This window comes from Euzebya pacifica, assembly GCF_003344865.1.
GTDB classification, from domain to species: domain Bacteria; phylum Actinomycetota; class Nitriliruptoria; order Euzebyales; family Euzebyaceae; genus Euzebya; species Euzebya pacifica.
The window spans coordinates 143,759-168,609 of record NZ_CP031166.1 but is presented as its reverse complement, the minus strand read 5'-3'; the positions used below and the strand labels follow the sequence as shown (position 1 = coordinate 168,609).

The window sequence follows — 24,851 nt, the reverse complement described above, 5'->3', positions numbered from 1 at the left end:
TCGGCGACCCACTTCCACGATCGGCCGTCCAACCGATGCGCAGCAATCACCGCAGTCGACGGGATCTCCGCACACGGCACAACGGGCATGTGGCAGATGGTCGACCGGCCCCCCGACACCCACCGCCACCCGGGGACGGCCGTCTGACCGGAGGTCAGACGGCCAGCACCTGTGTGGTGTGCCACTCGACATGGTGGGAGGCCAGCGTCCCCTCGCCCCGCAAGGGATGGCTGTGCCGGTCGATCAGGCCACGGAGGACCTCAGGGCCGCCCTCCACGCTCGATGCAACCCGGATCGTCCAGTCCTCGCTGATGCCCCACAGGCCACGGTCGAAGCAGACATGATGCAACGCGCACAACGGCAGGCCGTTGTCAGCAGTGTCTGGCCCGTCGAAGCAATGCCACTGGACATGGGCGGCCTGCACCCCGATCCCCTCGTCGGTGCCGTCGCCAGCGTCCCAGCCGCACACAACACAGGCCCTCCCCCAGGCGTCGAACACCCGGTCGGGAAACCCGTGGTCCCGCGGCCGGCCGCCCGTGCCGAGCAGCCCCGCCGGCACCGTGTTGGCCAACCCGCAGGTCGTGAGGATGTCGGCGTGCAGCGACGACGCGAAGTTCTCGGCCAGCATGGAGGCGGCCAGGGCCGGGACGGCCAACGGATCCATCGACAGCGCAGCCCGGACTCCCGGCACGAACCCGCCGACGGTCCCGCGGGCCGCAACGTCGCTGTACCCGCGGTCCGGTGACCACCCCGCCACCTCGAACACGCCGTCAGCGGGCAGCCGAAGCCACGGGTTGAACGGGGTCTGGGCGGACCGTTGGGCGTTGTACCGGGCAAGCAGTCGACGAAGGACCGGTTCCACTTCGTCATAAGCGACCCGGTCCCTACCGCGGGAGAGATAGCCGAGCATCACAAGCACCAGCAGTGGCTTGTGCGGGGCCCGACGGCCACGCACCACCGCACGGTTGAGCCGATCAAAACCCGCCAAGGGTTGGCCGATCATGAGTCGATCTGCGCAGGAAGGCCCTCAGGCTGCTCCAACAGCACGTCTGAAGCGCTGTTGGATTCGGGCAACACGGCCATCCAGCACACCAGGTAGATGTCGTCGGCTTCGATCTCCGGGAGGGGTTGGACCTCCGGTTGGGGTTCGAGTCCCAGGTCGTGGATGACCTTGACGATCTCGACGGCCTGGTCAGCTGGGTTGTCATGGTCGATGATTGCTTGCCGCAGGATCCTCTGGGTGCGGTGGTCGTAGGGGGCTGAGAGGGCTTCGTCGTACCAGTCGAGCTTGTCCTGGGTGACGCCGGCCGGGGGGTGGTTGATGAGCAGCTCCTTGGCCCGTCGCATCGTCTTCGGGACCGGCACCACAACGTTGGTCGGGTCCGACAGGTCGGCCCACTTCGCCAGGATGTCGTCACGTGCCGCTTCCCAGGCCGTGTACGCCTTGTCCCGTGCCGCGTCGGGCAGGTCGAAGTCGGTGGCTGGTTCGCACTGGGCGCGCGCGATGGCCTGCAGCGTCTGGTCCGAAAGGATCGTGGTGCCGTCCGCCTCCACGAGGGTGTTGCCGTCGGTGTCGATGGGGACCCACCGGAACACCGCTTCGGGGTGGTCGCCCACTCGGGCGCAGAACACGAACCCGGGGTTGCCACTGCTGCGGAACCCGGATCCAGCGACCCACGGCAACCCGAGGACCTTGGCGCGTGTGGTCGCGTTGTCCATGGCGTCGGCGAGGATCTTGCGGAACTCCTCGCCCGACAGGGCACCGGGGGCATGGTCGTCGTCGAGCAGGGCGGCGTCCTCGTCGTGGATCGCCTGGATCTGTTCCTTGGTGTGGGCGAGCACCACCTCGGCGACCGCGGAGTCGGGGATGATCTCGTCCTCCACACCGATCGAGGCGGCGGCCTGGGCGATTTTTCGTTGGATGCGTGCTTCGAGACCGAGGAGGTCGTCGAGGACATCGGAGGGGAAGAAGCAACGCATCCACACCTTGGGGTGCGGAGAGCCGATACGGTCGATGCGTCCGTGCCGTTGAACAAGCCGCATCGGGTTCCACGGCAGGTCGTAGTTGATGATGTGGCGTGCCTGCTGGAGGTTGACGCCCTCCGCCAGAACGTCGGTGGCAACGAGGATGTCGTAGTTGTCGGTCCACCCGTCCGGCGCCCCGGCGGTCCGTGGCGCGAACCCGTACATGACCTCTTTCTTGTCGCCGTCGTCGCCGGTGACCGATGTGACCCGACCGGTGTAGGCCGCAAGCCTCGGGTCGGTGACGACTGCATCGGCGAGGCGTTCCATGATCCAGTCGACGGTGTCGCCGTAGTAGCTGAACAGCAGCACCTTGCGGTTGTCTTGCTGCTCGCGTGGGGTGAGTCCGTCATGGTCGGCCTGCTCGGCGATCGCGGCGAGCGCCTCGATCAGGGCGTCGAGCTTGGGGTCGTCGGCAACACCGATCGCCTCGGCCCGGCCGGCGAACTCCTCCAGCAGGTTCCTGTCGGCCTCGACGGCCGCACGGAGCTCGTCGAGGTCGTAGTCGGCAGCGTCACCGCGGGTGCCGCCGCCGTCGTAGTCAGACGGGTCGTAGTCGGTGTCGGTCCTTGCGTACTCGGCAAGGGCGTCACCGGTCAGCACCCATCCGTCGTCGAGTGCGTCGAGGAACAGGTCGTGTGAGGCGGCCATCTTGCGGCAGGTCTTGGCGAACGCCGCAGAGGAGGACTCGAATCGCTTGAGCAGGCCGGAGCGCAGCAGGCCTGCGGCCTGCATCTCATAGGGTTCCGGATCGGCGTCGGGGTCGGCCAGGAAGGCAGAGGGGGCGTAGCGGGCGAGAGTGAGCTGGCCGGATTGGTAGTCGAACTGGTCGGGGGTGGGGATGGGCGTGTCGGGGTCGTCCGGGTCCATCCCGAGGGCGTGGGCGAAGTCGTTGAAGAAGCCTGGGATGACGGCGTCGAGGTCGTAGTCGACGCGGGTGACCTTCGGCTCGGGGAACCGGATGGGTCCCAGGCCAGGCAGTTCCATGCCGGCGTAGTGCTTCTTGACGAACCGTCGGGTGCGCCGGACGGCAACGGCGTCGAGGACGTCGAAGAGAAGGTCTGGGGAGAGGTCCTCGGGGTCTGCAGCCTGGGCTGCGGCGAAGTGCTTGCGCAGCGACGGGATGCCGACGGGCATGAACTCTCCGTCGTTGCGGATGAAGTAGGCGAGCAGGTTGTAGAGGTCGATCAGGCTGTTGTTGACCGGGGTGGCGGTCAGCAGCACGAGGTCCTTCTGTGGCGAGCCCTTCAGCAGTTCGCGGAGCACCCCTGCTCGTTCGGTGCCGGTGTTGCGGTAGGCGTGGGCCTCGTCGATGACGACCATGGCGTAGTCGTCGGGGTCGTGCTTCAAGACCTCCTTGGTGCCACCCAGACGAATGTCGTTGCAGAGTTGCTCATAGGAGATCGAGGTGACGGCTTCGAGGTCGTGCTCTACGAGGAACTTGGCCCAAGGACCGTCACGCAGTGCTGCGGGGGCGATGAGCAGGACCCGTTGGCGGCGGTCGTGCACGGCTTCCCATATGAGCTGGCCGGCCGTGAAGGTCTTGCCGAGCCCGACGCCGTCGGCGATCACGACACCGTTGTAGCGGGCAAGGAACCTCCGGGCCCGCATGACCCCTTCGGCCTGGAAGGGCAGCATCGGGATGCCGAAGGACTCGTCGCTGACGTCGAGGTCGTCGCCGTAGCGTTCGTAGAGCATCCTGAGGAACACGATCCATGGCTGGTGGTCCTCGAAACGACGTTCGTAGAGGCGCGCAAGGTCGTAGGCCTCGGCCTCGTCCCACAACTCTTCGAACCAGTCTTGGACCTGCTTGACCTTGTAGGGCTCGTAGTGGCCGAGATTGAGTTCGACGTTGCGGGCCAGCCCGGCGTAGGTGAAGTTGGACGACCCGGCAACCACACCTTCGCTGTCGGTCTCAAGGATGTAGGCCTTGCCGTGGAGGAACTGGCTGGTGAGCCGTCGAGTCTCCACGGCGTCGCTGCGCAGCCACGCGATGAGCCGTTCGACGAGCGCGTCGTTGCCGGGGGTGAAGGCGATGAGGTCACGGTCAACCTCGATCTCTGCAAGGTGCTCCTTTAGTGCTTCGGCAAGTCGGGCCTTCATCGTGTGCCCTGGACGCGACGCGGCCAGGGACCGGCGCCTGAACATGTCGGCGGCCACGTCTGGCTCGGCCCCGATGAGCAGCCGGACCTTGGCGGCGGCCTCGAGCCGGTCAGCGAGGAGCTTGAACCCGCCGGGGTTGAAGTAAGCCGACGCGATCGCGAGGGCGAGGTCGCCGGGACGGTGCGTCAGGAAGTGGTCCCAGTAACCGCCGATGGCGTCAGCGACGGTGCCGTGACGGTTGGAGACGACCTCGGGCTTGTGGCTCATGCGGTGACCTTGTCGGTGGGGTGGGCGGAACCGAAGTCCAGCGTGTCGAAGTGGGCGATGACCTTTTGACCGAACGCTTCATGGCCGCCGGTGGGGTGGAAGGTCGCGTAGAGGTGGGTGAGGTCGTCTCGGGTGAGGCCGTAGAGACGGGCGACGGTGGCGTCGAGTTCCACCAGCAGTTCCGCGGTGTCGGCTGCGCTGACTGGTTCGGGTTCGTGGCCGAGTGGCTTCGCCCACTCGGTGTAGTCGGGTGTCTGCGCGGCCAGACGAGTGGCGATCTCAACTACCCGTCGACGTCCCGGATGGTCCGGGTTGGTGGGCCACGGGACGGCAAAGTCGTCAAGGACGTACTTGTTCACGTTCGTCTCGACGGTGCATCGGGCCTGCCAGTCAAACACGCGCGTGCAGAGCACGCCGAGGAGGTAAGCCTCGTCCTGCACCGTCGCCTTGTCGCTGCGCAGCAGGTACGGTGCCTTGTTGGTCAGTGGCTTCTCGGGTGGGATGAGGCATGCCCGCATGGTGCGGGAGTCGGTGGCGCGGGCGATGTCGCGGAAGGCGATGCGGTAGTTCAGAACGGGGAGGGTGTCCGGGTCGGTGCGCCATGCGGGCGGCATGATCTTCATGTTGCGACTACGGGTGCGCTTCTTCTCCAACACCTCGGTCATGTAGGCCGGATCGGCATATGCGTACACCTCGCCGGTGCCCGGTTGCCAGATGTCGAACGACGAGCCCTTCCAGACCTCCCACAGTCCGGTTGTGGCACCTGGGTTGAGGATCATGTGCTTCTTGTCGTTGGTCGCGTCGAGTTCCCGGATATACGCGAAGGGCAACTCGGCGACCTTCCGGTGGCGACGAAGCACCCGGAAAACCTCGGCGTGACGCTCGGAGGCCATCAATGGCACCGAGGCCGCTTGGGTCCACTTACGCAGCTCGTCGGTCGGGACGACCGCTCCTGGCCCGGCGATCCCAGTGTCGTAGTCCATCCGGTTGTCATAGGGTCCGTAGAGGCGCAGATCGGTGACGGTCCCCAGTGGGTTTCGACGCAGCACGTTGAATGCGACCGTGTACCGGGGTTCGACACCATCGAACACCCAGCCGCCCTTGTTGGTGAGCTGCACGATCTGCTCCAACGCCCCGTGGTCGAGCAGTTCCTGCCGCCAGGCCTGGGATCCGAGCATCGCGATGGCCCCACGGGGCAGCACGACTCCGGTGCGCCCGCCGAGCCGCAGCAGGTGCCAAAATCGCCAAGCGAACGCCTTATAGAGGTCTGGGTCGCCGGTCTCCATGCCTGGGTACGGTCCGGCGTGCAGTGTCGCCCGGATGGCTTCCATGTCGGAGACCTCCTGCTCGTAGCCCGCCACGAGGTCAGGTCGGGATCGGGCAAGGGCGTCGATCTCGGCTTCCATCTTGGCTTGGTCGAGGCTGCGAAGGCCGGGGAACCGTAGCGCCCAGAACCCGTGCCGCTCGATCGTTGCCTCCTGCCATGGGGGGTTGCCTATCAGCACGTCGAACCCTGCCCGGTCGCGTATGAACACCTCGGGGAAAGCGATCGGGAAGTGCAACGCGTCCACCTCGGCGGCGGCGGTGCTGGCCTGGTCGCTGCCGGCGTCCAGCACGTCGCTCTCGACGAGGATGTTGGGCATGGGGGTCTCCCCAAGACGCGCGGCCACCACGGCGTCTAGCAACCGCTCAAGGGGTGCGATGGCCGCTGCGGCTTCGTGCGCCAGGAGCCGGGACTCCTCGATGTCGGAGGTCGTAGTGTCCAGGATCTGGCCGAGTCGGCTGAGGGGTTGTTCAGCGGCAGCCAGGTGACTGCGCAGCACGTCCATACCCAAAGATGCGGTGAGCATCGTCTTCCCGTCAGCAGCGCCTTCTGCGCGTGGGGACAACGCGTCCAGAGCCTCATCGAGGCTGGCCACCCCAGTGAGGCTGTTGCCAATGGCGAGGTTGTGGTCGAGGAAGGACAGCGGGAGTCCGGGCACGAAGGTGTGGATCCACATCGATACGCGGGCGAGTTCCACAGAGATCGGGTTGAGGTCGACGCCGTAGACGCACCGGCGCGCGATGAGGCGTCGCAGGAGGGCGGCGTCTTCGACGAGGTCGTGCTGCCCTTCGGGCAGCGATTGCCGGGCGGCCCTGCGGAGGTTGTCGATCTCGATGTCGACACCGGCGATCGGATGGTCGGCGAGCCATGCGGAGATGCGGGCGTGAATCTCGTCAACGGCGGCGGTGAGGAAGTGCCCGGAGCCCATCGCGATGTCGGCGACGCGGAAGTCGAACAACTGCTCGGCTGCATCGGCTTCCTGGCCCTGCCCAAGGAGGTCGGCGATCCGGTCGAGGTGCTCGTCGAGGGTTGGTAGCAGCGCGGTGCCTATGAGGTGTTCAACGGCGAAGGGCTTGGTGAAGTAGGACCCGGAGGCCTTGCGGGCGCCGGAGGCGTTGTGGAGGTACACCTCGCCCTCGGCAACGACCACCTCATCCATCGCTCCTGCGGGTTCATAGACCTGGTCGTTGCCTCGCTTGACGAGGGTGAGGTCCTGGTCGGCGAGGGCGAGTTCGGATTCGAGCAGGCCTTCGTAGATCGTGCCGAACTCGCGGACTGACAGGCTGCGGAAGTCGATCGGCCCGGCGCCCCCGTCGGGGGTGTGGTCGATGAGCAGGGCCATGAGCGGCGGGCCGAACTCGGTGTTGGACAGCGCCAGGTCGGCGATGGTGGCGCCGGCGGGGTTGACGTCGGGGTCGTCGGAGAACAGTCCGCCGTTGTACACGGGGACCCCGTAGCGGGTGTGGCCCTTGTCAACGACGCGGAACAGCCGTGCGCAGGTGTCCCACAGGTCGGTCTGGTCGGTGTCGGTGGGCGCCTCGATCTGGGGGGTGAGGGGGTTGTCGAACCCGAGATCGGCGCCTTCGTTATGGAGGTCGGCGAGCCGTCGGGCTTGCTTGGCCAGGGAGGCGTCGGTGTAGTCGGTGTTGCGCTTGTAGGGCAGCAGGCGCTTCGACTCGGCGTAGCCTAGGAACAGCAGGCGGAACAGCACCGTGAGGGCGGTCCTGTAGGCGGCGTCGAGGTCCGGCCCCTCCGGGCCGGAGTCCTTGGCGGCGATGGCGGTGGCCAGGGCGGGGATCACCTGGTCGTAGACGCGTTCGCGGAGCCGTTCGGCAAGCGCGGCAGCGTAGTCGGCTGAGGCTTCGCGGATCTGTTCGGCGGTACCGCCCGGTGCGAGGGCGTCGGCGGAGAACAGCAGGGTGAGGTAGCCGGCGAGCTCACCGGGCAGGATGGTGAGGTCCAGCTCGGCGTAGGTGGTTTCGCGGGACCCCTGTCCGGCGGCGCCGGAGGTGGCGGTGGAGTACAGGCGGATCGCCCGGTCCTGGACGGTGACGACCCATGGGATGTTATTGCGGTCCGCGTGGGTCATCGCCCAGGAGACGGGACTGGTGTTGTTGCGCTTGACCGAGGCGACGTCGGCCGATTCGTCAGGGGCGAGGAAGACCGCGACCGCCCGTGCGGTCTGGTCATCGGGGTCGCGCAGGACCTCGTGGACGCCTTGGGGTTCGATGGTCCAGCCGAGGGCGGCGACGAGTTCGCGGTCCACCTTGTCCATGGCCGGTTCGGCGGTGGTGCGGGCATCGTCCCAGTCGGGCCGATCGGGCACACCGGTACGGAGGTGGTGAGTGGCGAACAGACCCCGGTTTATGATGCCGGTCGCTTCCTCGCCGTCGGTGTCGAGGTAGCCGAAGACTTTGCGGGCGGCGGCGTGCCGGGTGGGCAGTTCCAAGGCGGTGGTGGCGATGCGTCGGGCGACGTCGGCATCGAAGTCGACCACCGGTGGAGAATCCCCGGACGGGCCGCACAGGACCGCGCCACCGTGGTGGGTGATGACGAGCAGGACAGGGGCTGCGCCGTTGCCCTGCCGTTGCCTCCAGACGTCGATGACGTGGCCGTTGGCGGGCCGTTTGTTGGCGGTGGCGTGGCAGACCCACAGGGCGTTCTTGCCGTTCCCGGACCATTGGGCTCGGGGACTGATGCCGTGCTTGGCGGGGTCTGTCCAGGCGCGTTCGCGGTCGTAGAGGTCGGGCAGCAGGTCGGTCATGGGCGCAAGGTTTGCATGCCGCGCGGACAGAGTCCCGCACTCACGCCGATTGGAAGCCGCAGGTTCTCGCTTCCGGTTGCCTTTCCACCCGTCCTTGACCTTGGCACCGGATATCTGCTAGGATTGATAGCAGACAGCCACGGTTGTGTGGCTGTGGGACCTGCAACGGACCGCCCCCGGCAAACACGGCGGCTCCGGGCCCTCACCGCGGAACGCGGACACGACCGCCGATGGACACCAGTGGACCTTCTCACCTGGGTGCGACGGCGGAGCCGGGACGCCAGACCATGCACCCGCCAGGGAGAGATCCGCCATGACCATCGTCACCGCACACGACCACCTCCGGCGCATTGTTGCCGACCTCAACGCCGACCGGGGGGTGAGCGACCTCGACGACGTCACGGTCCTTGCCGCCGCGATCGTCGGCGGAGCGGTCCGGTTCACCACCGCAGGTGCGGAGGTCGTCACTGACCCATCCCCCGTCGGCATCGCCGTGCCCAACCTGCCGACCGCCGTCGAGGTCCGCAGCCGCATCGCCAACGCCCACCAGCTCGGTGCCACCGGCATCGCTCCGATCCGCCATGGGGTGGATGTCGTGGTCCGGCCCGACAAGGACGACCTGTGGGTGCTGGGCTACGAGCCGGGCCGCAACGGCGACCTGTTGGACTGGATCGGCGACCTGTCCGTGGAGCAGTCCGACGACAGCGATTCCGACGAGTGGGTCCGCGCGGCCGATCTGGTCGATGGGGACGTCGTTGACCTGTCAACGGTGCCAATCCTGTCGATCGAGCCGTCCGCACCGTTTGAGCTCGCGCAGGTCGAGTCGGCGGTCCGGGAGAACGACCGTGTCGTTGGGCTGCACACCGACGGCGGGTCGGCTGGGGTGCCCGCCGGCCTGTGGGTGCGGCGGACCGGCCACGCCCACCTCGCCGCCGACATCATCGGTGGGACCGACCCCGAGTCGGCCGTGGAGACAATCGTCGGGCGGGTCCGTGAGGCCGAGCAGGCCAACGCCGAAACGGCCGTCATGCAGGGCGACCTGCCCGGTTCGGCGATGGCGGACTGCCAGTCGGCCGGATGGATCCTCGGGTCGGTCGAGCAGATGGACGACGACATCCTCGAGGGGATCGTCGGCTACGGGATTCCCGGTGGGGTGGTCCGGGCGATCCTGGCGTCCTACTTCGCTGATGAGATCGCCGCCGGGCAGTCCCAGACCGGCCGGATGGTGGAGTCCTGGTCGGAGGCGGGCGTGGCCAAGATCGCCGAGGCGATGGGCGTGTCGACCGATGAGGTGCGGGCGACGTTGTCCGGTGACCTTGCCGAACCGGCCCTGGTGACGGTGGTGCCGGGCCGGTCGTGGCTGGTGTACCGCGAGCAGGAGGCGGCCGACGGGACGTGGACGCGGGAGTGGGCCGGTGGGATCGACGCGGTGGACGGCCTGTTCGACGCGCACTGCAAGGTCTGCGGCATCGAGTCGGCCGGGCACGAGACCCGGCGGGAGGCCGCGAACCTGCTGGTCCGCCGGCACGGCCCTGACGGCCGTGGCCACAGCACGGCCGTCGCGGGCATCGAGTTCGTGGGGATGAGTCGGGTGGAGGCGACCGAGGACGGCCGTGTCCGGGTGCTGCTGTCGGTGACCGGTGAGATCGTGGCGGTCCTGCCGGCCGGGGCGTCACGGGACGACGCCGACGTGGCGGTGGGCCGGTGGCTGACCGCCGGACGACCCTCCCCCACCCACACGGGATCGGATCCCGAACGCGGGTCGGTGGGGCTGCCGGGCCACTGCGAGGACTGCGCCGCCGTTGGACACGTCCAGGCGCACCCCGAGTTGGGCTGCGGCGACGTCGGCTGCACCGCCGCCCACGACGAGGCCCCGGTCCCCTCCCCCGTGGCGGGTTCGGTGTCGCTGCCGCCGGCAGCCCGCAAGGCAGCGGTCGGCACGGTCGCGGCGATCCTCGGGGTGTCACGGGCCGACGCCGGCAACCTGATCGACGGCACCGGCGACCCCGCCGGTGACACCGCGATGCTCGTCGGCCGTGTCGTGGAGGCCTACGCGACACGGACGCCAGACGCGATCGTTGTCGCCCGTCTGCTGGCTGCGGTGCACGGCATCGATGCGGCCTGGGACGCCGATGACGGCGACCAGGTGCTGGTGGTCTTCCACGACCGTGCCAAGGCGGCTTGGTGGGGTCCGGACGGGCTGGTGGTGGAGACCGCCGACGGTCAGCGGCTGACCGCCTCGTCATCGCCGGATCCGGCGAAGGTCGCCGACCGGATCGCCCGCCTCTCGGGTGAGGCCGGGTGAACGGCCGCCGGGTGGCCGAGGCGGCCAACACCAACGACCCCGACCGGATCGAGGCGCTGGTCGGCGACCGGTCGGTGGAGGTCCGCAGGGCGCTGATGGGCCGGCCGGCCGGGTCGCTGCCCGAATGGGCCGTGACCGCCCTCGCCGCCGATGATGACCGGGCGGTCCGGCGCGGCATCGCGTTGCGGCACCCCCTCACCGGCCCGGTCGCCGCCCGGCTGGCCGCCGACCCCTCAGCGGCGGTCCGGTCTGCCCTGGCCCGCCGCACCGACATCGACCCGGCGCTGGTCATCGGTCTGGCGTTCGACCCCGACCCGACTGTCCGTGCCGTCGCCGTCCTCAACCCGTTGCTGCCCGACGACGACTTCGACCGGATCGTCGAACCCGAGCTGTCGGCTGAGGTGTGGGTGTCGATGGTCGCTCGCAGAGCCACCAAGGCGGCAACAGTGCGAATGCTGTTGGAGCGGTCCAACGAACCGCGGCTGTGGGAGATGGCGGTACGCCGTGCCGACCTGCCCGCCGACCTCGTGGCGGTCGCCGCACAGTCTCTTGATGCCGGGGTGCGGACGGTCGTCGCCGGGCGTGACGACCTGCCCGACGAGCTCGTCACGGCACTGCTGTGCGACCCGGTCCCCTCGGCGCGACGGGCGGTGCTGGCCGGCCCCTCCCCGATCGGCGACGGCCACCTCCGCAACCTGCTGAACGACGACGATGACACCATCCGAGTGTTGGCGTTGCAACGTCTTCAGACCACCCAGGACGCGGCGGACCTGCTCGGCACAACGCTGTCGGTTGCTGTGCGCGTCGAACTGGCGCAGACGGTGGCGCCCGACGACGCCGCCGTGCCGATGCTGGCCACCGACGCCAACCGCAAGGTCCGGTCGGCATTGGCGGGACGCAGCGACCTTCACCGGTTCGACCCTGCGGTGATCGTCGGGCTCGCTGCCGACCGGTCCTACCGGGTCAGGGCGATCCTGGCCGGCCGGGTGCCGCTGGACGCCGCCCCTCAGGTGCTGATCGACCTCGCCACCGATCCCCGCGAGGAGGTCGTTGAGGCGCTCGCGGGCCGCCGCGGCCTTCCCGACGTGGCCGTTGTCGCGTTGGTCGCGGCGGGGCGGACCCGGTAGCCAGACGACGTCGGCCCACCCGGGGCGGAATGGCTGGGGGACCAGCGATCCGAGGGAGCCGACCGTGAACGATGCTGACTGTGTGGACCTGCCGATCCGGCTTCACCCGGAGATCGCCGCCGCCATCGATTCGGCAGCAGCTGTTGTGGGTGCCGACGTCGATCAGTTCGTCACCGACGCCCTGGTGGCGTATGCCGGGTCGCCTGCGAGCGTGCTGGTGAACGGGTTGCCGGTCGGGCGTGTCCGGGTGTTCCGCGTGCCCGTCACGGCCCGCGACGGACTGCTGGCCGCAGGGTCGTCAGGGTCGATGGCCGCCGCCCGCGAAGCCGTCCGCCGGGCTGTCGTCGCCACCCTGGTCATTGCCGCCAGCAGCGACGGGTCGCTGGCGGCCTGACGAGGCGTCGGGCAGACCCCGTGTGGTCGGGTTCGGATCGGTGAGCGGCACGTCGACCGCTGAGGCATCCACCAAGACATCATCCGAAGCATCCACGAGGGCGTCGTCGCTGCCCTCCTGGTCGCCGAACATGCTCGCTGCGTATCGGCCGACCGCGTAGGTGCTGGTGGCGTCGAAGCCGCCGCCGACGGCGCCACCCACGACAGGGACGCCCTTGGCAAGCACGATCACCCCTCGCTTGGATCCGTACTTGGTCAGCAGCATGAACCCGATCTTCTTGTTGATCGCGCGGAGCACCTCGATCGGCAGCTTCTTGATCGCGTTCATCGCCACTTTCTGGCCGATCTGCACCCCGACCTTCTTCGCCGCCTCCGCCGCTGTGTTGCCGAGCAGGCACAGCAGCAAGGCCGACCGGACCTGTTCCTCCGCCGGGTCCTGACCGTGGACGATTGCGATGGATGCGGCCAGGCGTGTCTGCAGGATGTAGCAGGCACCGATGTTTGCGGGCAGCGCCACAGGAAGAGTCAGGAATCCGCCGAGGTTGGTGAGGAAGCCTTGCGCGCCGGCAAGCTGCACGTGCATGCGGATGAGTGACCTGATCGCCCGGTCCTTGCTGTCGTGGCGACGCATGGCTTCTTCGGCCACGGTCCGTGCCGATCCGAGCGGCCCGGCCCCGTTGACTCCGATCAGCAGGATCTCCTCGAGGAGCTGATACGCCACCTCCGAGAGCTGCATCGTGTTGTCGGGGCTCTCAGCGAGGTCCTTCATGCCCTGTCCTCCTGTGCGCCCGTCGATGAGGCCGGGCCCGTGACAGGCAGTCGCCCAGCGGCGGGAGGATGCCTGTTGGCTGGCCCGACAGGCCCCATTGCCGGTCGTTTCGACGTTCAACGGTACAGGCCGTACCGCAGAGCGGGGGCAGGAGGCACCCACGAAGAGAGGCCCCCGTCATCGGCTGGGGTGCCGGCGGCGGGGGCCTCTGGGTCCGCTGTCCCGGGGTGGGGGGGTGGGCAGCGGGGACTGGATCAGCTGTTGACAGCGTCCTTGAACTTGCCGAGCGGCTTGAACCGGGGCGTCTTGGAGGCGGCGATGTCCATCTCCTCGCCGGTGGCGGGGTTGCGGCCCTTGCGGGCGGCGTTCTCGCGGACGTCGAAGTTGCCGAAGCCGGGGATCTTGACGGCGTCGCCGGCGGCGACCGCCTCGACGATCGCGTCGATGGTGGCGTCCAGTGCGGCGGAGGCGTCGGCCTTGGACATGTCGGTGCCGGAGGCGATCCGGTCGACGAGTTCGCTCTTGTTCACGGGTGGTGCTCCTGGGAGGTCGTGTCGGCGTGGACCGGTCGGCCGGTGCCGTTGTGAAGGGGACGCTAGACCGATGGTGGGACGGTGGCCGCCCCGGGAGCCGGTACGGACGGCCGGGGTCGGATGCGGCGCAGGAATCCTTGGATGCGGGGGGCGAACCGGTGGGGGACGGTCCGCCATGCGATGGTGACGTCGTCGCCGTCGATGCGGGTGATTTGGTACCGGACGGTGTCGTGGGTCAGGGCGTAGCGGGGCTCGATGAGCCTGCGTGTGGTGCCGTCTGGTGTGTGGACGTCGGCGAACACGAACCCCATGCGGCCGGTTGTGGGCCGGTCGATGTCAAGGACGATGCCGGTGTCACCGAGCTCGGCGACACCGGGGGCGTTGACCGTGACGTCGTTCCACCGTTTGCCCATGTGGCTGTTGTTCCCGTGACGGAGGGGCGTGTCCGGTGACGGTCGTCGCAGGGTCCACCCGGGTCGCAACGTCGACGGGTCGGACAGCAACTCGGCGATGATGGCCGACGCCGACGGCGGTCAGCACGATGATGTCCTTGGAGGTGGTGGTGCCGCACGGCCCCCGTTGCCGGGTCGTGGGCCAGTTCGACGGTGTCGCCGACGGCGAACCGGCGGGTGCCGAACGTCGTTGGTTCCAGGGTGGCGTCGGCGACTTGTCGGGATGGGAGTAGGAGGCGACCCGTGGCGCGTGAACGCGTGTCCGCCGTCCCGTCTGGGTGGAGCGGCGCGACACCTCCTCGGTCACGGTGCCCGACCATGGCCGTTCCCCCGCCACGGAGACGGCTGGTCGTTGCGGTCCGGAAGGCGAAGACGAGGAACGCCGCGCCGATGAGGTGGCCGGCCGCGTGGATGCTCCTTGGACGGGTGCGGGTGGTGGCTACTGGTGGCCGGCGGCGGCTTCGGTGGTGACGGCCGTGAGGACGTCGGAGACGGTGGTGAACGGGGTGGCTTCGCCGTCGCGCAGGGCGATGGTCCGCACCGCACCCACGTCGTCGGGGCGGCCGAGGGGCACGTGGTTGGTCTGGTGGTCCCACATGATCCACATGTCGGCCTCGTCGGCCGGGTAGCCCCATCTCGTGCCGGCGGGGACGATGGTGCCGACGGCGACGTGTTCGATGAGGCCGTCGCCGTCGGGGTTGTCGCGGTGGGTGGACACCACCACGGTTGCGCCGTCGGCGCGGACGACCCATTGGTCGTGCACGGGTGCGGTGGCGGGCCACAGTCGCACGTCGGGGTCGGCGAACGCGGCGGCGACGGCGGTGGTCCGGGCGTCGTCGAGTGGGTCGGTGGTGGCGGCCGGACCGAAGGCCCGGTCGGCTGCTTCCGGGGTGAGGGGTGCGGGTGGTGCGGGCGGTCCGGTTCGTACCCGGTGGGCGCGGACCGGGATGCGACGGCCGGTCGCGGGGTCGGTGCGGGTGTGGGCCGAGCGGGTGGTCATGGGCCGGTCATTCCGGGCGAGGCATCTCCGACGGGTGGGGCGGTGATGGTCGGCCGTCCGCAGTCCGACCGGCGCACGGGGCCTTGAACCAACGATGCCCATGTGCTACGGTTATTAGCAGATGGCCTGTCAGGAGGCCGGCGGCACCACAACCACTCCCCCACCCGGCAGGACGGGAGTCGGGCCGCGAACCCCCAGGGCTGACACCTGCAAGGCACATCTCGACACGAACGCAGCGCCGCGTGGCGCCCCTCCAACCGTGTCGGCATGCCGGGTGTCGACACACACGAGGAGCACACGCCATGAACACCCGAACCGCGCTCGACAACCTCCGCGCCGCCCTGGTCGCTGACATCGCCACCGCTGTCCGTGCCTTCTTCCCCACCGCCACCGCCGTCCACCTCGCTGATGAGTCCGGCGACAACGACGACGGCCCGGTGATGACCGTCGGCGTCGTCGTCTTCCCCGACGGCCGTAACCTGCACATCGACCGCTTCGGCGGCATCGAGGACGGCCATGGACGGCCCGTCGCCGGCCCCGACGGCTGGACCGACCTGGTCGACGCCGACGAGTGGGACGGCGTCGGCGAGGACTTCGCGCAGGCCTGCTCCGGCCCCGCAACATCACTCGCGGACTTCTTCCCCTCCGACGCCGAGGACGGCACGTTCATCGAGCTGCCCGCCGCCGCGACCCGGACGGCGGACTGGTCGTCGTCGCCGGACTCGCTGCGTCCCATCCCGACGGTGCCCCTCGGACCCGACCCGGTGTTGTTCGCCACCGCCAAGGCCGAGAAGCACCTCGCCCGTGCCCTCAACGCGCTCACCGGCACCGGCTACAACGCCTGCCTCGATGCGGTCCGGGCGACCCGTGACGACGAGGCGGCCCGCCGGATCGCCGAGGCCGCCAAGGACACCGTCCTGCACGGCATCGTCACGCTCGACCACACCACCGCCACCGCCATCACGACCGTCCTGTGCACCGCAGAGGACGGTCGCTACGCCCACGACGTGTTCGCCGCGTTCAAGGCCGCCACCTGGGCCGAGGGCACCGTGATGAGCCGCGAGGACGCCGCCGAGAAGTGGGAGCAGCACTTCGAGCACCTCGCCGACGACAACGGCGAACTGCCTGCCGACGTGGCGTTCACCGACGAGGTGTGGGCGCAGGTCCGCACCAACTGGTTCTGGTCGCGCGGGCTGACCGGCGAGGTGGTCATGGACGCCATGTGGATGGCGGTCGACGAAGCCGTGCAGGACGTCATCCGCGACAACGGTCTGCTGGACCGGACCGGCTGACCCGGACAGGACCGGAAGCCCCCGATCCCTGACGGGTCGGGGGCTTCTGGTGCGTTGTCGGCCGATGCGGCGGGTGCCTTCGTCCCGTCATGCGTCCGGGTGGCGTTGACCGTTCGCGCCCGCGGGGGTGCGGTACGGCAGGCTCCCCTTAGCCCAGAGACATGAATGGGGTAGCCGTGGCCGACGGTGTGCTGTTGTCGCCACTGCCATTCCGCACGCCACCCCGGGGCCGTTCAGGCGGCCGTGCGGCTCCGGGTCCGGTCGATGAGCGCAACGAGGCTGCGGTGGACCGCTTGGCTGGTCGCGGTTCCCATGAGCCGCACCGACCCCTGGGGGAGGCCTGCGGCCCGTGCGATCTGCTGTTCGGTCCATCCGTGGGCGAAGAGGAGCCGCACGAGTTCCTTGGTCGGTCCGGAGCCGACGAGCCGGTCGTGGGGGCCGGCGGGTCGTGGGATGGCGTCCGACCCCGGCCATGGCCGATCCAGGAGCGCAACGAGGCGGTCGTGGCGGTCGCGTCTGACCCGGCGGTGCTTGCCGATGCCGAGGGTGGTCGCGTCGGGCCGGGCGGTGCCGAGGGCCCGGCCGAGGCCGGCCCGTGTCCAGCCGGCCTCGAGCAGCATGTCGATGACGGCGTGGGTCCGGTCGGCGGGGACGAACGGGGAGGCGTCGGGGGTGACGGCGAGGACGGCGTCGGCGAGTTCGGGTGACACCCGTGCCTGGCCGCCGCTGGCGATGCGCGACAGGTGTCCCGGGTGGTGGCCCGATGCGGCGGCGATGGCCCTGAGCGACACGCCGCTGGCCCTTAGCCGTGCGATGTGGTCGGCGACGGGCCGTGCGGTCAGCCGTCGGCCGCGGCCAGCGATGCGGATGTTCTCGTTGGCGAGCCGGTTGTCGGTGTGGGCCCTGGTGCACCCCAAGGACCGGCACCCCGCCCGGTAGCCGGCGTTGGTGCCGTGCCGTCCCGTCGGGTCGTCGGCCTCCTCGAGCGCGACGAACCGGTCGAACAGGAGCCGTTCGAGCCGGCGGCGCACCCATCCGCCGGTGCGGTCGTACCGGTCGCCAAGATCGTCCCAGTCGACGAGCCCGGTGTGCAGCTCCTTGGCGGTGCGGTCCAGCATGGCGGCGTCATCGGTTGGCAGGTCGGGGGCCCGGCCGGCCTGTTCGGCCCGCCATCGCCGCGTCCAGGTGGCGTAGCGGGCTCGGCACAGCTCGTGCCGGCAGCCGGCACCGTTGCCGCAGGACGCCCGGTCGTGGTCGGGGCCATCATCGGCTGCGGCGAGCTCGCGCAGGTGTGGCGTGACGGCGTCGCGCCACCGGGCTCGTGCGGCGGCGGCGGTGAGGCCGTACCTGCCGCCGATGGCGTCCCAACCGAGGCCGTCGTGCAGCAGCCCGGCGATGTGTCGTCTGGATGGGCCCATGTCGTGGTCTTCATTGTCGTCACCGGCGCCGACACCGTCGGCCGTGGTCGGGTGCGCAACTGGTACGCGACCGCGACCGCGATCGCCGATGCCTCGGGTGACGGCGGTGAGGCGGCCGCTGGGGACGGGGGTGTCGGTGGCCGCGGTCAGGTGGCGGCGGGTCCGCCGCTTGCCCGTGCCGGACGGCGGGTCGTCCTGACGGGTGTCAGTGGTCGACCGGATGGTTGACCAAGCCGGGGCGACCGTCGGTGACCAGGTCGTTGATTGCGGCGAACAGTCCCTTGGAGGTGAACTCCATCCGCTGGCCGCCCGTGTAGGCGTTCACGGTATCGGCGAAGGCGTCCAGCGCGGCTTCGCGGTCGGGGTCGCCGTGCCAGGCGGCCAGGTCGGTGTCGTTGAGCGACACGACGTGGGCCTTGATGTCGTCGGGCATGGGCCGTCCGGTCTGCATCCAGACGATCCCGAGGAGATGCCGGGCGACGGGGTCGGGCCCGTGGGTCTCCCATCGGCTGAGGGTGGCCTTGGCGGCGTCGAGGTCGGCGGGGAGGACGGCGGCGACCGCGTCGGCCTGGGCGGTGGTGAGCGCCCGGCCCGGATAGGGCAGGTCGTCGAAGTCGAGGCCGGCCTTGTCGGTCCACCAGCCGTGGATGTCCATTGGGGCGTCGCCGCCCATGAGGTCTGTGCTCCACCAGCCCATGAGGGCCTCCTTGTGTCGTTGCGTCATCGGGGATCTGTCGGGCGGCCAGGCGAGGTCGTGGTTCCGCACGTCGGCCCACACCAGCCGGATCGTTCCCGAGTCCACGTCGGCGTCGAGTCCGGTGGGCACGGTGTGGACCCGGCCGGTGTCACCGTCCGTGCGGGGACCGGGCGACATCGACCAGGCAGGACGTCGTGTCGGTTGGCTGATCGATGTGGACGGGCAGGGTGTCGGTGCCCGGCAGGTGCGTCACCGGCAGGACGTGGGGGTCATCCACGGGAAGCCACGGTCGCCGCGCGGAGCCGGTCTGCGTCGGTCTGGGGGGTGCCACCGAAGTTGATGAGGAGGTACAGGTTTGCCTCCTCGGCGAGGGACAGGCCAGATGCCTGCAGTTCGTTGACGGGCCACCGCTGCCAGTTCCTGGTGCCACGCGCGGTCAGGTCGGCGGAGGAGACGGTGCCGTCCTCGGCGACCTGCTGGATGTTGTCGTCGTTGAAGAAGTCGGCGGGGACGCGCAGGTCCCCGGCGGCCCATGCGCGGAGCGTTTCGATGCGCTGGCGTCCGTCGACGACGGCGTAGGTCCCGTCGGTGGTCTCCCAGCCCCGGAAGCTGGTGAGCACGGCGCCGATGGGCAGGCCCATCTGCAGGGAGCGGATCAGGTTGACCCGTTGCTCGGGCGTCCACACGCGGCCGCGCTGGTAGGGCGGGGCGAGGTCCAGCAGGGGCGCGCCGTCGTCGGGGCGGGTGAACTGCATGGCGTGGCGGCCGTAGGGTTGGAGTTGGTAGGCGGGCAGCGTTCCGGGCATGGGGTGGCCTCTCGTGTGCGGTCCTGGTCAGCGGACGGGGTCGAAGTGGTCGCGGTCCTCGTACAGCAGCCATGCGGGGATGGCCAGGGCAGCGGCGGACCGGAGCGCGGGGGCCCATCCGGCACCGGTGATGCCGTCGGCGATGGCACCTGCGGTGGCGGGCACGGCGACCAGGGCAATGGCGAGGGCGGCGCCGGTCAGCCACCGCCGGTCGGTGGCGGCGAGGAGTGCCCCGACGCCGCAGCCGACCGCGAGGATGACACCGGTGAAGCGGATGAGGAGTTCGGTCGCGAGTGCGTCGGCCACACCCACAGACTAGCAAGTGCTAGCGTTATTAGCAACTAGGCTATGTTGGATGGTGGTGGGGGGTGGTCACCCGACCTTGCCGAGGCGCTGGGCGGCGGTGGCGACCATCGGACCGTCGAACGGCCCGCCGTGCCCGACGTGGGACCAGCAGTCACCGGACGGGCACGGGTGGGGGTCGGGCATGGAGCGCCGTCCGGCGGCGGCCCGGTGCATCTCCGCAGCGCTTCCGAGGTCGATCAGTGCTGCTTCGCGGGTCCGGTGGGTCGCGACGTAGGGGGCGTGGCGCAGCGGACGACAGCCCGAGACGTGCCATCCGCGCGCGTGGTCGGCCATGACCCGCCACGCCCCCGACCGCATCGGGGCCAGCACCAGGACGGTGGGTGCCGGGTTGACGGTGTCGGCGACGGAGCCGATCCAGTGGTCGCCAACGCTGACGAGGTCGATGTCGGCCCCGTTGACGGTGACGGCGACGCGGTCGTGGGCGATCGGTGCGGTGTTCACGGTGTCCTCGGGGCGGTCGCGGGGCGTCTTCGGTGTTGTCGGCCGATGGTCGGCGGCCTTCGGCCCGCCGGTCAGGGCCGGCGGTCGGATTCGCGGATGATCCGGGTGCGGGTCGTCCATGCCTGCACCGGCGTGGTGGGGTCGGCCAGGCAGTCGTCGCACACGACGACCTCGAGGGTCTTGCCGGGTTCGTCGGGGTCGAACACGGCCGAGCCGTAGTTGCCGGAGGAGGTGAACACCACGGCCCGTTCGGCCGGGACGGGCCCGTTGGCCGGGTCGGTCCGGAGTGCGTCGGCGACCTCGGCGTTGCAACGGATGCAGCATCGTGTCATCGGGTCTGTCCGATCGGTGGCTGGCCGTTGGCGGCACGCAGGTCGTTGAGGCAGGGGTGGATCATGTCGTGGAGACGGTCGCGGGTGAGCGCCACTTCCGGAAGGAGTCCGTAGCGGCCGGTGTGGCCGGAGGTGGCTGTGACGGCGGCGGTGGTGAAGGGGATGCCGATCCAGGCGGGCGTGGTGTCGGGGTCGGGACGCCAGGTCAGGTCAAAGGACCGGCACCCCACCGGGTCGTGGTTCCAGGCGTGCCAGGTCCCGGGGATCAGGTTGCGGCCGTACCCCTCGACGTAGACCAACCGGTGGTCGGACATGGCCCGCCACGCGTTCTTGGCGCATTCGCGCCGCTGACCGCGGGCCAACCCGGCCGCAGCAAGGCCCGCGTCGCTGTTGTCGCAGGTGAACGGGGTGCCGTACTCGATGACGAGCCGGTAGGGCGACTCTGCCCGACCGTCGCTGCCGTCGCGGTGGTCCATCGCCGCGAGCAGGCACAGGTACTCGTACAGGGCGCGTGTCTCGTCCTCGGCACCGTTCGGGCAGTACCGCTCGAACAGCGCCCGAGCGTCCTTGGCCCGTGCACCCAAGCCGTGGCCGATGATGGTGTCGCCACTCATCCCAGCGGCCCCCCGGCCGGGTCCAGCACGATCCCGCGAAGGGGGGCGTCCGTCGGGTCGGGGGCGTCCAGCAGTGTCTCGATGGCGGCCCGGACGGCGGAGCGGACGTCGTCGCTGGCGAGGTCGTCGGGGGTCACGGGCGTCCCGTCGAGCGTCAACGCCCACCGGTGGGTGATGACGATGTCGTCGAAGCCGTTGAGGAGCGCGACGAGCTCGCCGAGAAGTCCGTCGCCGGCACGGTCGGCAACGGTCCGGTTGATCCGGGCGGCCCGCACCCATCCGATGGTGTCGTCGCCGCATTCGGGGCCGTGCCACCTGCCCGGACCGGTGGACACCAGAACGGCGGAGTCCGCGTCGCCAGTGGCGATCGTGACGCGGCCGGATGCGGCGACGAAGCCGCGCAACTCCTCCCCGGCGAGCATCCGGGCGAGATAGCCGGGCCGGTGGTCAGGGTCGAGTTCAGCGGCGTTGGCCAGCAGCAGGTCAGCGTCCTGGTGGGCGTCGGTTGCGGACGAGCCGGCGGAGACGAGCCGGTCGACGATGTCGTCGCGGCTCGGGGTGGCGTGGTGGGTGGTGTCGGTCATGCTGAGCGGCGGATGGGTCGCGTCCGCACGTCCGGATCGTAGCGGCGGCCCCCGACGCACCGGGGCCACACGGGACCACCTTTCCGGCGGCGAGACCCCCGGCCCTGCTGTTGCCGATGATGGAGGGGGCCATCCTCACCCCCGATCCAGTTCTCCCGACACGGACCGGGGTGCGACGGCGTCGGCCCGGCGTCAGTGCAGGTCGATGCGCCGCACGTCAACGGTGACGGTCCCCCCGAGGTCACGGGCGGCGCCGGCGATGAAGTCGGAGCCGTTGAGCCGCTTGAGCTGGTCGGCTGCGAGTGCGACCTCGACCGTCGCGTCGGCGACGATCCGCCGGGGACCCCAGATCGCCCGGGCGCGGCTGAACAGGTCGCTGTGAATCCATTCGAGGTGGTCGCCTGGGGCGTCGCACTCGTCGGTGAGGGTGAGCAGGTCCCGGACGTACTCGGCGAAAGGGACGGCAGCCGCAGCGTCGAGGGTGGTGGTCGTGTCGGTCGTGACGTCGATGTTGGTGATCCGGCCGCCCGGCGTCCCCAGGACCCCGAGCAGCGAGGCGACGAGCCAACGGGCCGTTCCCTGTTCGGCATCGGTGGCCTGTCCGGTGACGCCGCTCGGCATGGCGTTCTCAAGGTCGATCGTGACGTTCAGCGCGACGGTCGCCGTCACTACCGCCGTCGTCGCGGGGTTGGTTTCGGCGGGCAGCAGTCCGAGCAGGGCACCGATGTCCGCGACCAGATCGTGGTCGCCGATGTGGTCCTCGCAGGGTTCGTCGTCGGCTCCGCAGTCGAGGCAGTCCTGCTGGCCCCAGTCGCGCAGCCCGTCGGAGACGTCGGTGTGGGCGAGTCCGAGCACGGTCCTGAGCGCGCCGATCAGTTCCGCGGGAACGGTCAGGGTGGCGGTGGCGGTCATGGGGTGTCCTCCGTTTCGAGTGGGGTGTAGTCGCCGTAGCGGACTGCGACGTTGCCGCCGACGCGTGGGCAGTAGGCGTGCCGGGTGGCGCGCATGGCCAACCCGTCGATGTCGCTGTGGACGAGGACCAGGTCGCCGGGTTCGGTGCGGACGAACGTGTCGCCGCCGCCGATCCTGCGGGTCATCCGTGCCGGGACGGCGTCGGTGCGCCAGTGCCCGTACTGCGGGTGCCCGCCGTGCCGGGCTTCCCAGTGGCCCCAGAGCTGCTGGACGGTTGAGGGCAGGGTGGCGGCGGGGTCGTGGACGGCGGTCATGCGGCCCCTTCCGGGGCGGTCAGCGGGTGCCACGTCCCGGTGACGGTCCGGGGGACCGTGCCGGTGGCGTCGGCGAGAAGGTGGGCGCGGGCCCGTTCCTGCACGGCGATGAGGGCGGTGTCGGGGGCGTCGGCAGGGACGGGACCCCAGAACCGGTCGGGGTAGGCGATCCCGCCGCCGGTGACGGCGAAGACGATCTGGCCGGTCCGGCCGGCGGGCCGGTTGGCGACGACGGGGGTCGGGTCCTTGCTGCCGGGGACGGGGCAGTGGGGTGACACGCCGACCCGGTTGCCCTCGCCGCAGGGGTCGAGGAGGACCTCTCCGGTGGTGCGGTCGTGGCCGAGGATCGCCCGGTCCTTGCCGCGCCAGGTGACGGTCGCGCCGATGGGCAGGTCGCCCAGGGTGAGGGGTTGGCTGAGGAGTGGGGTGGTCATCGGCTGCGCCCTTCCCGTGTTCGCAGTGGCGGGGTGAAGTTTGGTGAGGCGGGGCGACGGCGCCGGGCTCGTCGCTCCCGCCTTTGTGCTAGTAATCTTAGCAAAGGGGTTCGAGGGGCGTCAAGGGCTTCCTCATCGACGTCCGCCCGAACCACGGGCACTCCTTGTGTGGATGGTCGTCCGGCCCCGCGTGGCTGCCGCTACTCGGCGGTGACCGCGCCAAGCGGACGTTCACCGATCCGTCGGCGTTTCGGTACGACGGTGCGACGAGACCCTCGTCGTCGAGCACCACCGCGACCGTCCGGGCGTTGACCTTCACCACCGTGCCGGTCGCGCCGGCCAGCTTGGCCGGTTCGATCCGGCCGTTGATCGTGATCGTGTCGCCGATGGTGAACTGGGCAGCGTGCCGGGCCATCCGCTCGGCATCGACGCGTCGGCGCAACGAGTCGAGCTCCTCGTCGGTCAACGCCGACAGGTCCAGGTCGTCGGGGTCGAACTCGGCGGCATCACCGTTCATGCGCTCACGTTCCTCAGCAGGGGGTGGCGGGACGACACCGACGATCGTCGCGGTCGGGGCGTGCCACTGCCCGGTCATTCCGTGGTCGAGCGATTCCTCGTCGTCGGGGTCGACCTCGAGGCGAACGGCATCGGGCGCGCGGACCTCCACGACCCTGGTCGGCCCTCCGTCGTACCAGCCGCCCAGCCAGTCGGCGGCGTCCTGCGGGGTGGCGGACAGCCAGACACGGGCGCGGCGCCACTCCTCACCGGGGAACCCGTCGCCCCAGACGCTCGTGCCCGACCGCGAGGCGGGCAGCAGTTCATCGCCCGGCCCGAGGTGGACGGGGGTGGCGTGGAACAGCCGCATCCGGCCGCTCCCCGTCAGGGCCGCCGGATCGGGGGGTATGGCCATCGTCACCGTCGCGAACCGGCCACGTGGTCGGACAGTGCGGCCAAGGCGGGGCTGGCGGCAGCGGCCGGGTTCATCGCGTAGACCGCGATGACGTTGCCGGGCAGGTTCTCGGCCAGCCACCCAAGCACCTCGTCAGCGACCGCTGGCACCGGGTTGACGTTGAGCCAGTGGTGGCGGACGAGGTACATCTGCACGTCGTCGGGCACGTCGAAGGCGTCCTTGATCGCATCGACGAGGGCCGCACGTTCGGCGGTGTTGCCGGGGGCCGTGAAGTGGAGGCGGACCCAGAGCCGTTCGGCGCTCCGGGTCCGCACGGCTCCGGCCACGGTCAGTTGACGGTGTCGATGGAACGGATGCCGTCGAGCTTGAAGGAGCGCCAGTCGTTGCGGACGGCGTCCCAGGCGCGGACGATGCCCTTGTCGAGCAGGACGGTGCGGGGGCGGATGACGCGGGCGGTGACGCCGTTGCGCGGGTGGCTGTAGGCGATCAGGACCGTGCCGGACTTGCCGGCGGCGTCCAGCAGGAGTGCGGCGACCTCGGGGATGGTCAGGGTGGTCTCGGTGTCCCCGGTCAGGGTGATCGTGCTGGTGGCGGCCATCTTCTGTCTCCTCTGCTCGACTGCTGTGCGACCTATCTTAGCACTTCATCGTTTGGAGGTCAAGGTCGGCGGGG

Annotated in this window: 26 protein-coding genes; 5 read left to right on the top strand and 21 right to left on the bottom strand. The window is 70.0% G+C overall.

The features are described from left to right. Positions 1-154 precede the first annotated feature (154 nt). The 3 genes from DVS28_RS25980 to DVS28_RS25970 are packed head-to-tail and all read right to left on the bottom strand — an operon-like array spanning position 155 to position 8,480. Positions 155-1,003, bottom strand: a complete 849-nt coding sequence (locus DVS28_RS25980) for a phosphorothioated DNA-binding restriction endonuclease (RefSeq protein ID WP_114594569.1) — start codon at positions 1,001-1,003, stop codon at positions 155-157. Beyond that, the gene (locus tag DVS28_RS25975) at positions 1,000-4,392 is read right to left on the bottom strand and encodes a helicase-related protein (protein WP_114594568.1); all 3,393 of its coding nucleotides are present in this window, start codon (positions 4,390-4,392) and stop codon (positions 1,000-1,002) included. The genes DVS28_RS25980 and DVS28_RS25975 overlap by 4 nt, the downstream gene beginning before the upstream one ends. Then, complete coding sequence (locus DVS28_RS25970) at positions 4,389-8,480, bottom strand: Eco57I restriction-modification methylase domain-containing protein (protein WP_114594567.1); 4,092 nt, start codon at positions 8,478-8,480, stop codon at positions 4,389-4,391. Before DVS28_RS25970 ends, DVS28_RS25975 begins: the two co-directional genes overlap by 4 nt. A 313-nt stretch (positions 8,481-8,793) precedes the next feature. On the opposite strand from DVS28_RS25970, the gene DVS28_RS25965 reads away from it, so the two are divergent. The 3 genes from DVS28_RS25965 to DVS28_RS28830 all read left to right on the top strand — a co-directional run bounded on the left by DVS28_RS25965 (position 8,794) and on the right by DVS28_RS28830 (position 12,306). Further along, positions 8,794-10,785, top strand: a complete 1,992-nt coding sequence (locus DVS28_RS25965; protein ID WP_114594566.1) for a hypothetical protein — start codon at positions 8,794-8,796, stop codon at positions 10,783-10,785. Continuing rightward, entirely contained in the window at positions 10,782-11,912 is a 1,131-nt protein-coding gene (locus tag DVS28_RS25960; protein ID WP_114594565.1) for a hypothetical protein, read from the top strand. The genes DVS28_RS25965 and DVS28_RS25960 overlap by 4 nt, the downstream gene beginning before the upstream one ends. Before the next feature lie 64 nt (positions 11,913-11,976). Beyond that, a complete protein-coding gene (locus DVS28_RS28830) occupies positions 11,977-12,306 on the top strand; it encodes a hypothetical protein (RefSeq protein WP_164711098.1) in 330 nt (109 codons plus the stop codon). On the opposite strand, the gene DVS28_RS25955 is transcribed toward DVS28_RS28830, so the two are convergent. The 4 genes from DVS28_RS25955 to DVS28_RS25940 all read right to left on the bottom strand — a co-directional run bounded on the left by DVS28_RS25955 (position 12,211) and on the right by DVS28_RS25940 (position 15,059). Then, positions 12,211-12,951, bottom strand: coding sequence for an EcsC family protein (locus DVS28_RS25955; RefSeq protein WP_164711097.1), 741 nt, complete (start codon positions 12,949-12,951; stop codon positions 12,211-12,213). The genes DVS28_RS28830 and DVS28_RS25955 overlap by 96 nt on opposite strands. 377 nt (positions 12,952-13,328) lie before the next feature. Beyond that, positions 13,329-13,604, bottom strand: coding sequence for an HU family DNA-binding protein (locus tag DVS28_RS25950; protein WP_114594563.1), 276 nt, complete (start codon positions 13,602-13,604; stop codon positions 13,329-13,331). A gap of 65 nt (positions 13,605-13,669) precedes the next feature. After that, positions 13,670-14,020, bottom strand: coding sequence for a hypothetical protein (locus DVS28_RS25945; RefSeq protein ID WP_164711096.1), 351 nt, complete (start codon positions 14,018-14,020; stop codon positions 13,670-13,672). Between the two features lie 478 nt (positions 14,021-14,498). Further along, entirely contained in the window at positions 14,499-15,059 is a 561-nt protein-coding gene (locus DVS28_RS25940; RefSeq protein WP_114594561.1) for a hypothetical protein, read from the bottom strand. Between the two features lie 302 nt (positions 15,060-15,361). On the opposite strand from DVS28_RS25940, the gene DVS28_RS25935 reads away from it, so the two are divergent. Then, positions 15,362-16,351: a hypothetical protein gene (locus tag DVS28_RS25935; protein WP_114594560.1), complete on the top strand. Its 990-nt coding sequence runs from the start codon at positions 15,362-15,364 to the stop codon at positions 16,349-16,351. Positions 16,352-16,584: 233 nt separating this feature from the next. Here the strand turns inward: DVS28_RS25935 and DVS28_RS25930 are convergent, their stop codons facing one another. Then, on the bottom strand, positions 16,585-17,769 hold the full coding sequence (locus tag DVS28_RS25930) for a hypothetical protein (RefSeq protein ID WP_114594559.1): 1,185 nt from the start codon (positions 17,767-17,769) through the stop codon (positions 16,585-16,587). Between the two features lie 3 nt (positions 17,770-17,772). On the opposite strand from DVS28_RS25930, the gene DVS28_RS25925 reads away from it, so the two are divergent. Further along, positions 17,773-17,997, top strand: coding sequence for a hypothetical protein (locus DVS28_RS25925; RefSeq protein WP_114594558.1), 225 nt, complete (start codon positions 17,773-17,775; stop codon positions 17,995-17,997). Here the strand turns inward: DVS28_RS25925 and DVS28_RS25920 are convergent. The 13 genes from DVS28_RS25920 to DVS28_RS25860 all read right to left on the bottom strand — a co-directional run bounded on the left by DVS28_RS25920 (position 17,975) and on the right by DVS28_RS25860 (position 24,777). After that, positions 17,975-18,643, bottom strand: coding sequence for a hypothetical protein (locus DVS28_RS25920; protein ID WP_114594557.1), 669 nt, complete (start codon positions 18,641-18,643; stop codon positions 17,975-17,977). The genes DVS28_RS25925 and DVS28_RS25920 overlap by 23 nt on opposite strands. Before the next feature lie 92 nt (positions 18,644-18,735). Further along, positions 18,736-19,272 (bottom strand): DUF262 domain-containing protein, encoded by a 537-nt coding sequence (locus DVS28_RS25915; RefSeq protein ID WP_114594556.1) that lies wholly within the window; start codon positions 19,270-19,272, stop codon positions 18,736-18,738. Positions 19,273-19,299: 27 nt separating this feature from the next. Continuing rightward, complete coding sequence (locus tag DVS28_RS25910; protein ID WP_114594555.1) at positions 19,300-19,578, bottom strand: hypothetical protein; 279 nt, start codon at positions 19,576-19,578, stop codon at positions 19,300-19,302. A gap of 66 nt (positions 19,579-19,644) precedes the next feature. Continuing rightward, the gene (locus tag DVS28_RS25905) at positions 19,645-20,079 is read right to left on the bottom strand and encodes a hypothetical protein (protein WP_164711094.1); all 435 of its coding nucleotides are present in this window, start codon (positions 20,077-20,079) and stop codon (positions 19,645-19,647) included. Positions 20,080-20,150: 71 nt separating this feature from the next. Next, positions 20,151-20,411, bottom strand: coding sequence for a hypothetical protein (locus DVS28_RS25900; RefSeq protein ID WP_114594553.1), 261 nt, complete (start codon positions 20,409-20,411; stop codon positions 20,151-20,153). Continuing rightward, a complete protein-coding gene (locus DVS28_RS25895) occupies positions 20,408-21,025 on the bottom strand; it encodes a hypothetical protein (protein ID WP_114594552.1) in 618 nt (205 codons plus the stop codon). Before DVS28_RS25895 ends, DVS28_RS25900 begins: the two co-directional genes overlap by 4 nt. Further along, on the bottom strand, positions 21,022-21,609 hold the full coding sequence (locus DVS28_RS25890; RefSeq protein WP_114594551.1) for a hypothetical protein: 588 nt from the start codon (positions 21,607-21,609) through the stop codon (positions 21,022-21,024). The genes DVS28_RS25895 and DVS28_RS25890 overlap by 4 nt, the downstream gene beginning before the upstream one ends. A gap of 192 nt (positions 21,610-21,801) precedes the next feature. Then, complete coding sequence (locus tag DVS28_RS25885; protein WP_114594550.1) at positions 21,802-22,521, bottom strand: hypothetical protein; 720 nt, start codon at positions 22,519-22,521, stop codon at positions 21,802-21,804. Beyond that, the gene (locus tag DVS28_RS25880; protein WP_114594549.1) at positions 22,518-22,835 is read right to left on the bottom strand and encodes a hypothetical protein; all 318 of its coding nucleotides are present in this window, start codon (positions 22,833-22,835) and stop codon (positions 22,518-22,520) included. Before DVS28_RS25880 ends, DVS28_RS25885 begins: the two co-directional genes overlap by 4 nt. Continuing rightward, the gene (locus tag DVS28_RS25875) at positions 22,832-23,269 is read right to left on the bottom strand and encodes a hypothetical protein (protein WP_114594548.1); all 438 of its coding nucleotides are present in this window, start codon (positions 23,267-23,269) and stop codon (positions 22,832-22,834) included. The genes DVS28_RS25880 and DVS28_RS25875 overlap by 4 nt, the downstream gene beginning before the upstream one ends. Positions 23,270-23,366: 97 nt before the next feature. After that, the gene (locus DVS28_RS25870; RefSeq protein ID WP_164711093.1) at positions 23,367-24,179 is read right to left on the bottom strand and encodes a hypothetical protein; all 813 of its coding nucleotides are present in this window, start codon (positions 24,177-24,179) and stop codon (positions 23,367-23,369) included. Positions 24,180-24,181: 2 nt separating this feature from the next. Then, positions 24,182-24,505, bottom strand: a complete 324-nt coding sequence (locus DVS28_RS25865) for a hypothetical protein (RefSeq protein ID WP_114594546.1) — start codon at positions 24,503-24,505, stop codon at positions 24,182-24,184. Positions 24,506-24,507: 2 nt separating this feature from the next. Continuing rightward, positions 24,508-24,777: a WYL domain-containing protein gene (locus DVS28_RS25860; RefSeq protein WP_114594545.1), complete on the bottom strand. Its 270-nt coding sequence runs from the start codon at positions 24,775-24,777 to the stop codon at positions 24,508-24,510. Between the last annotated feature and the right edge of the window lie 74 nt (positions 24,778-24,851).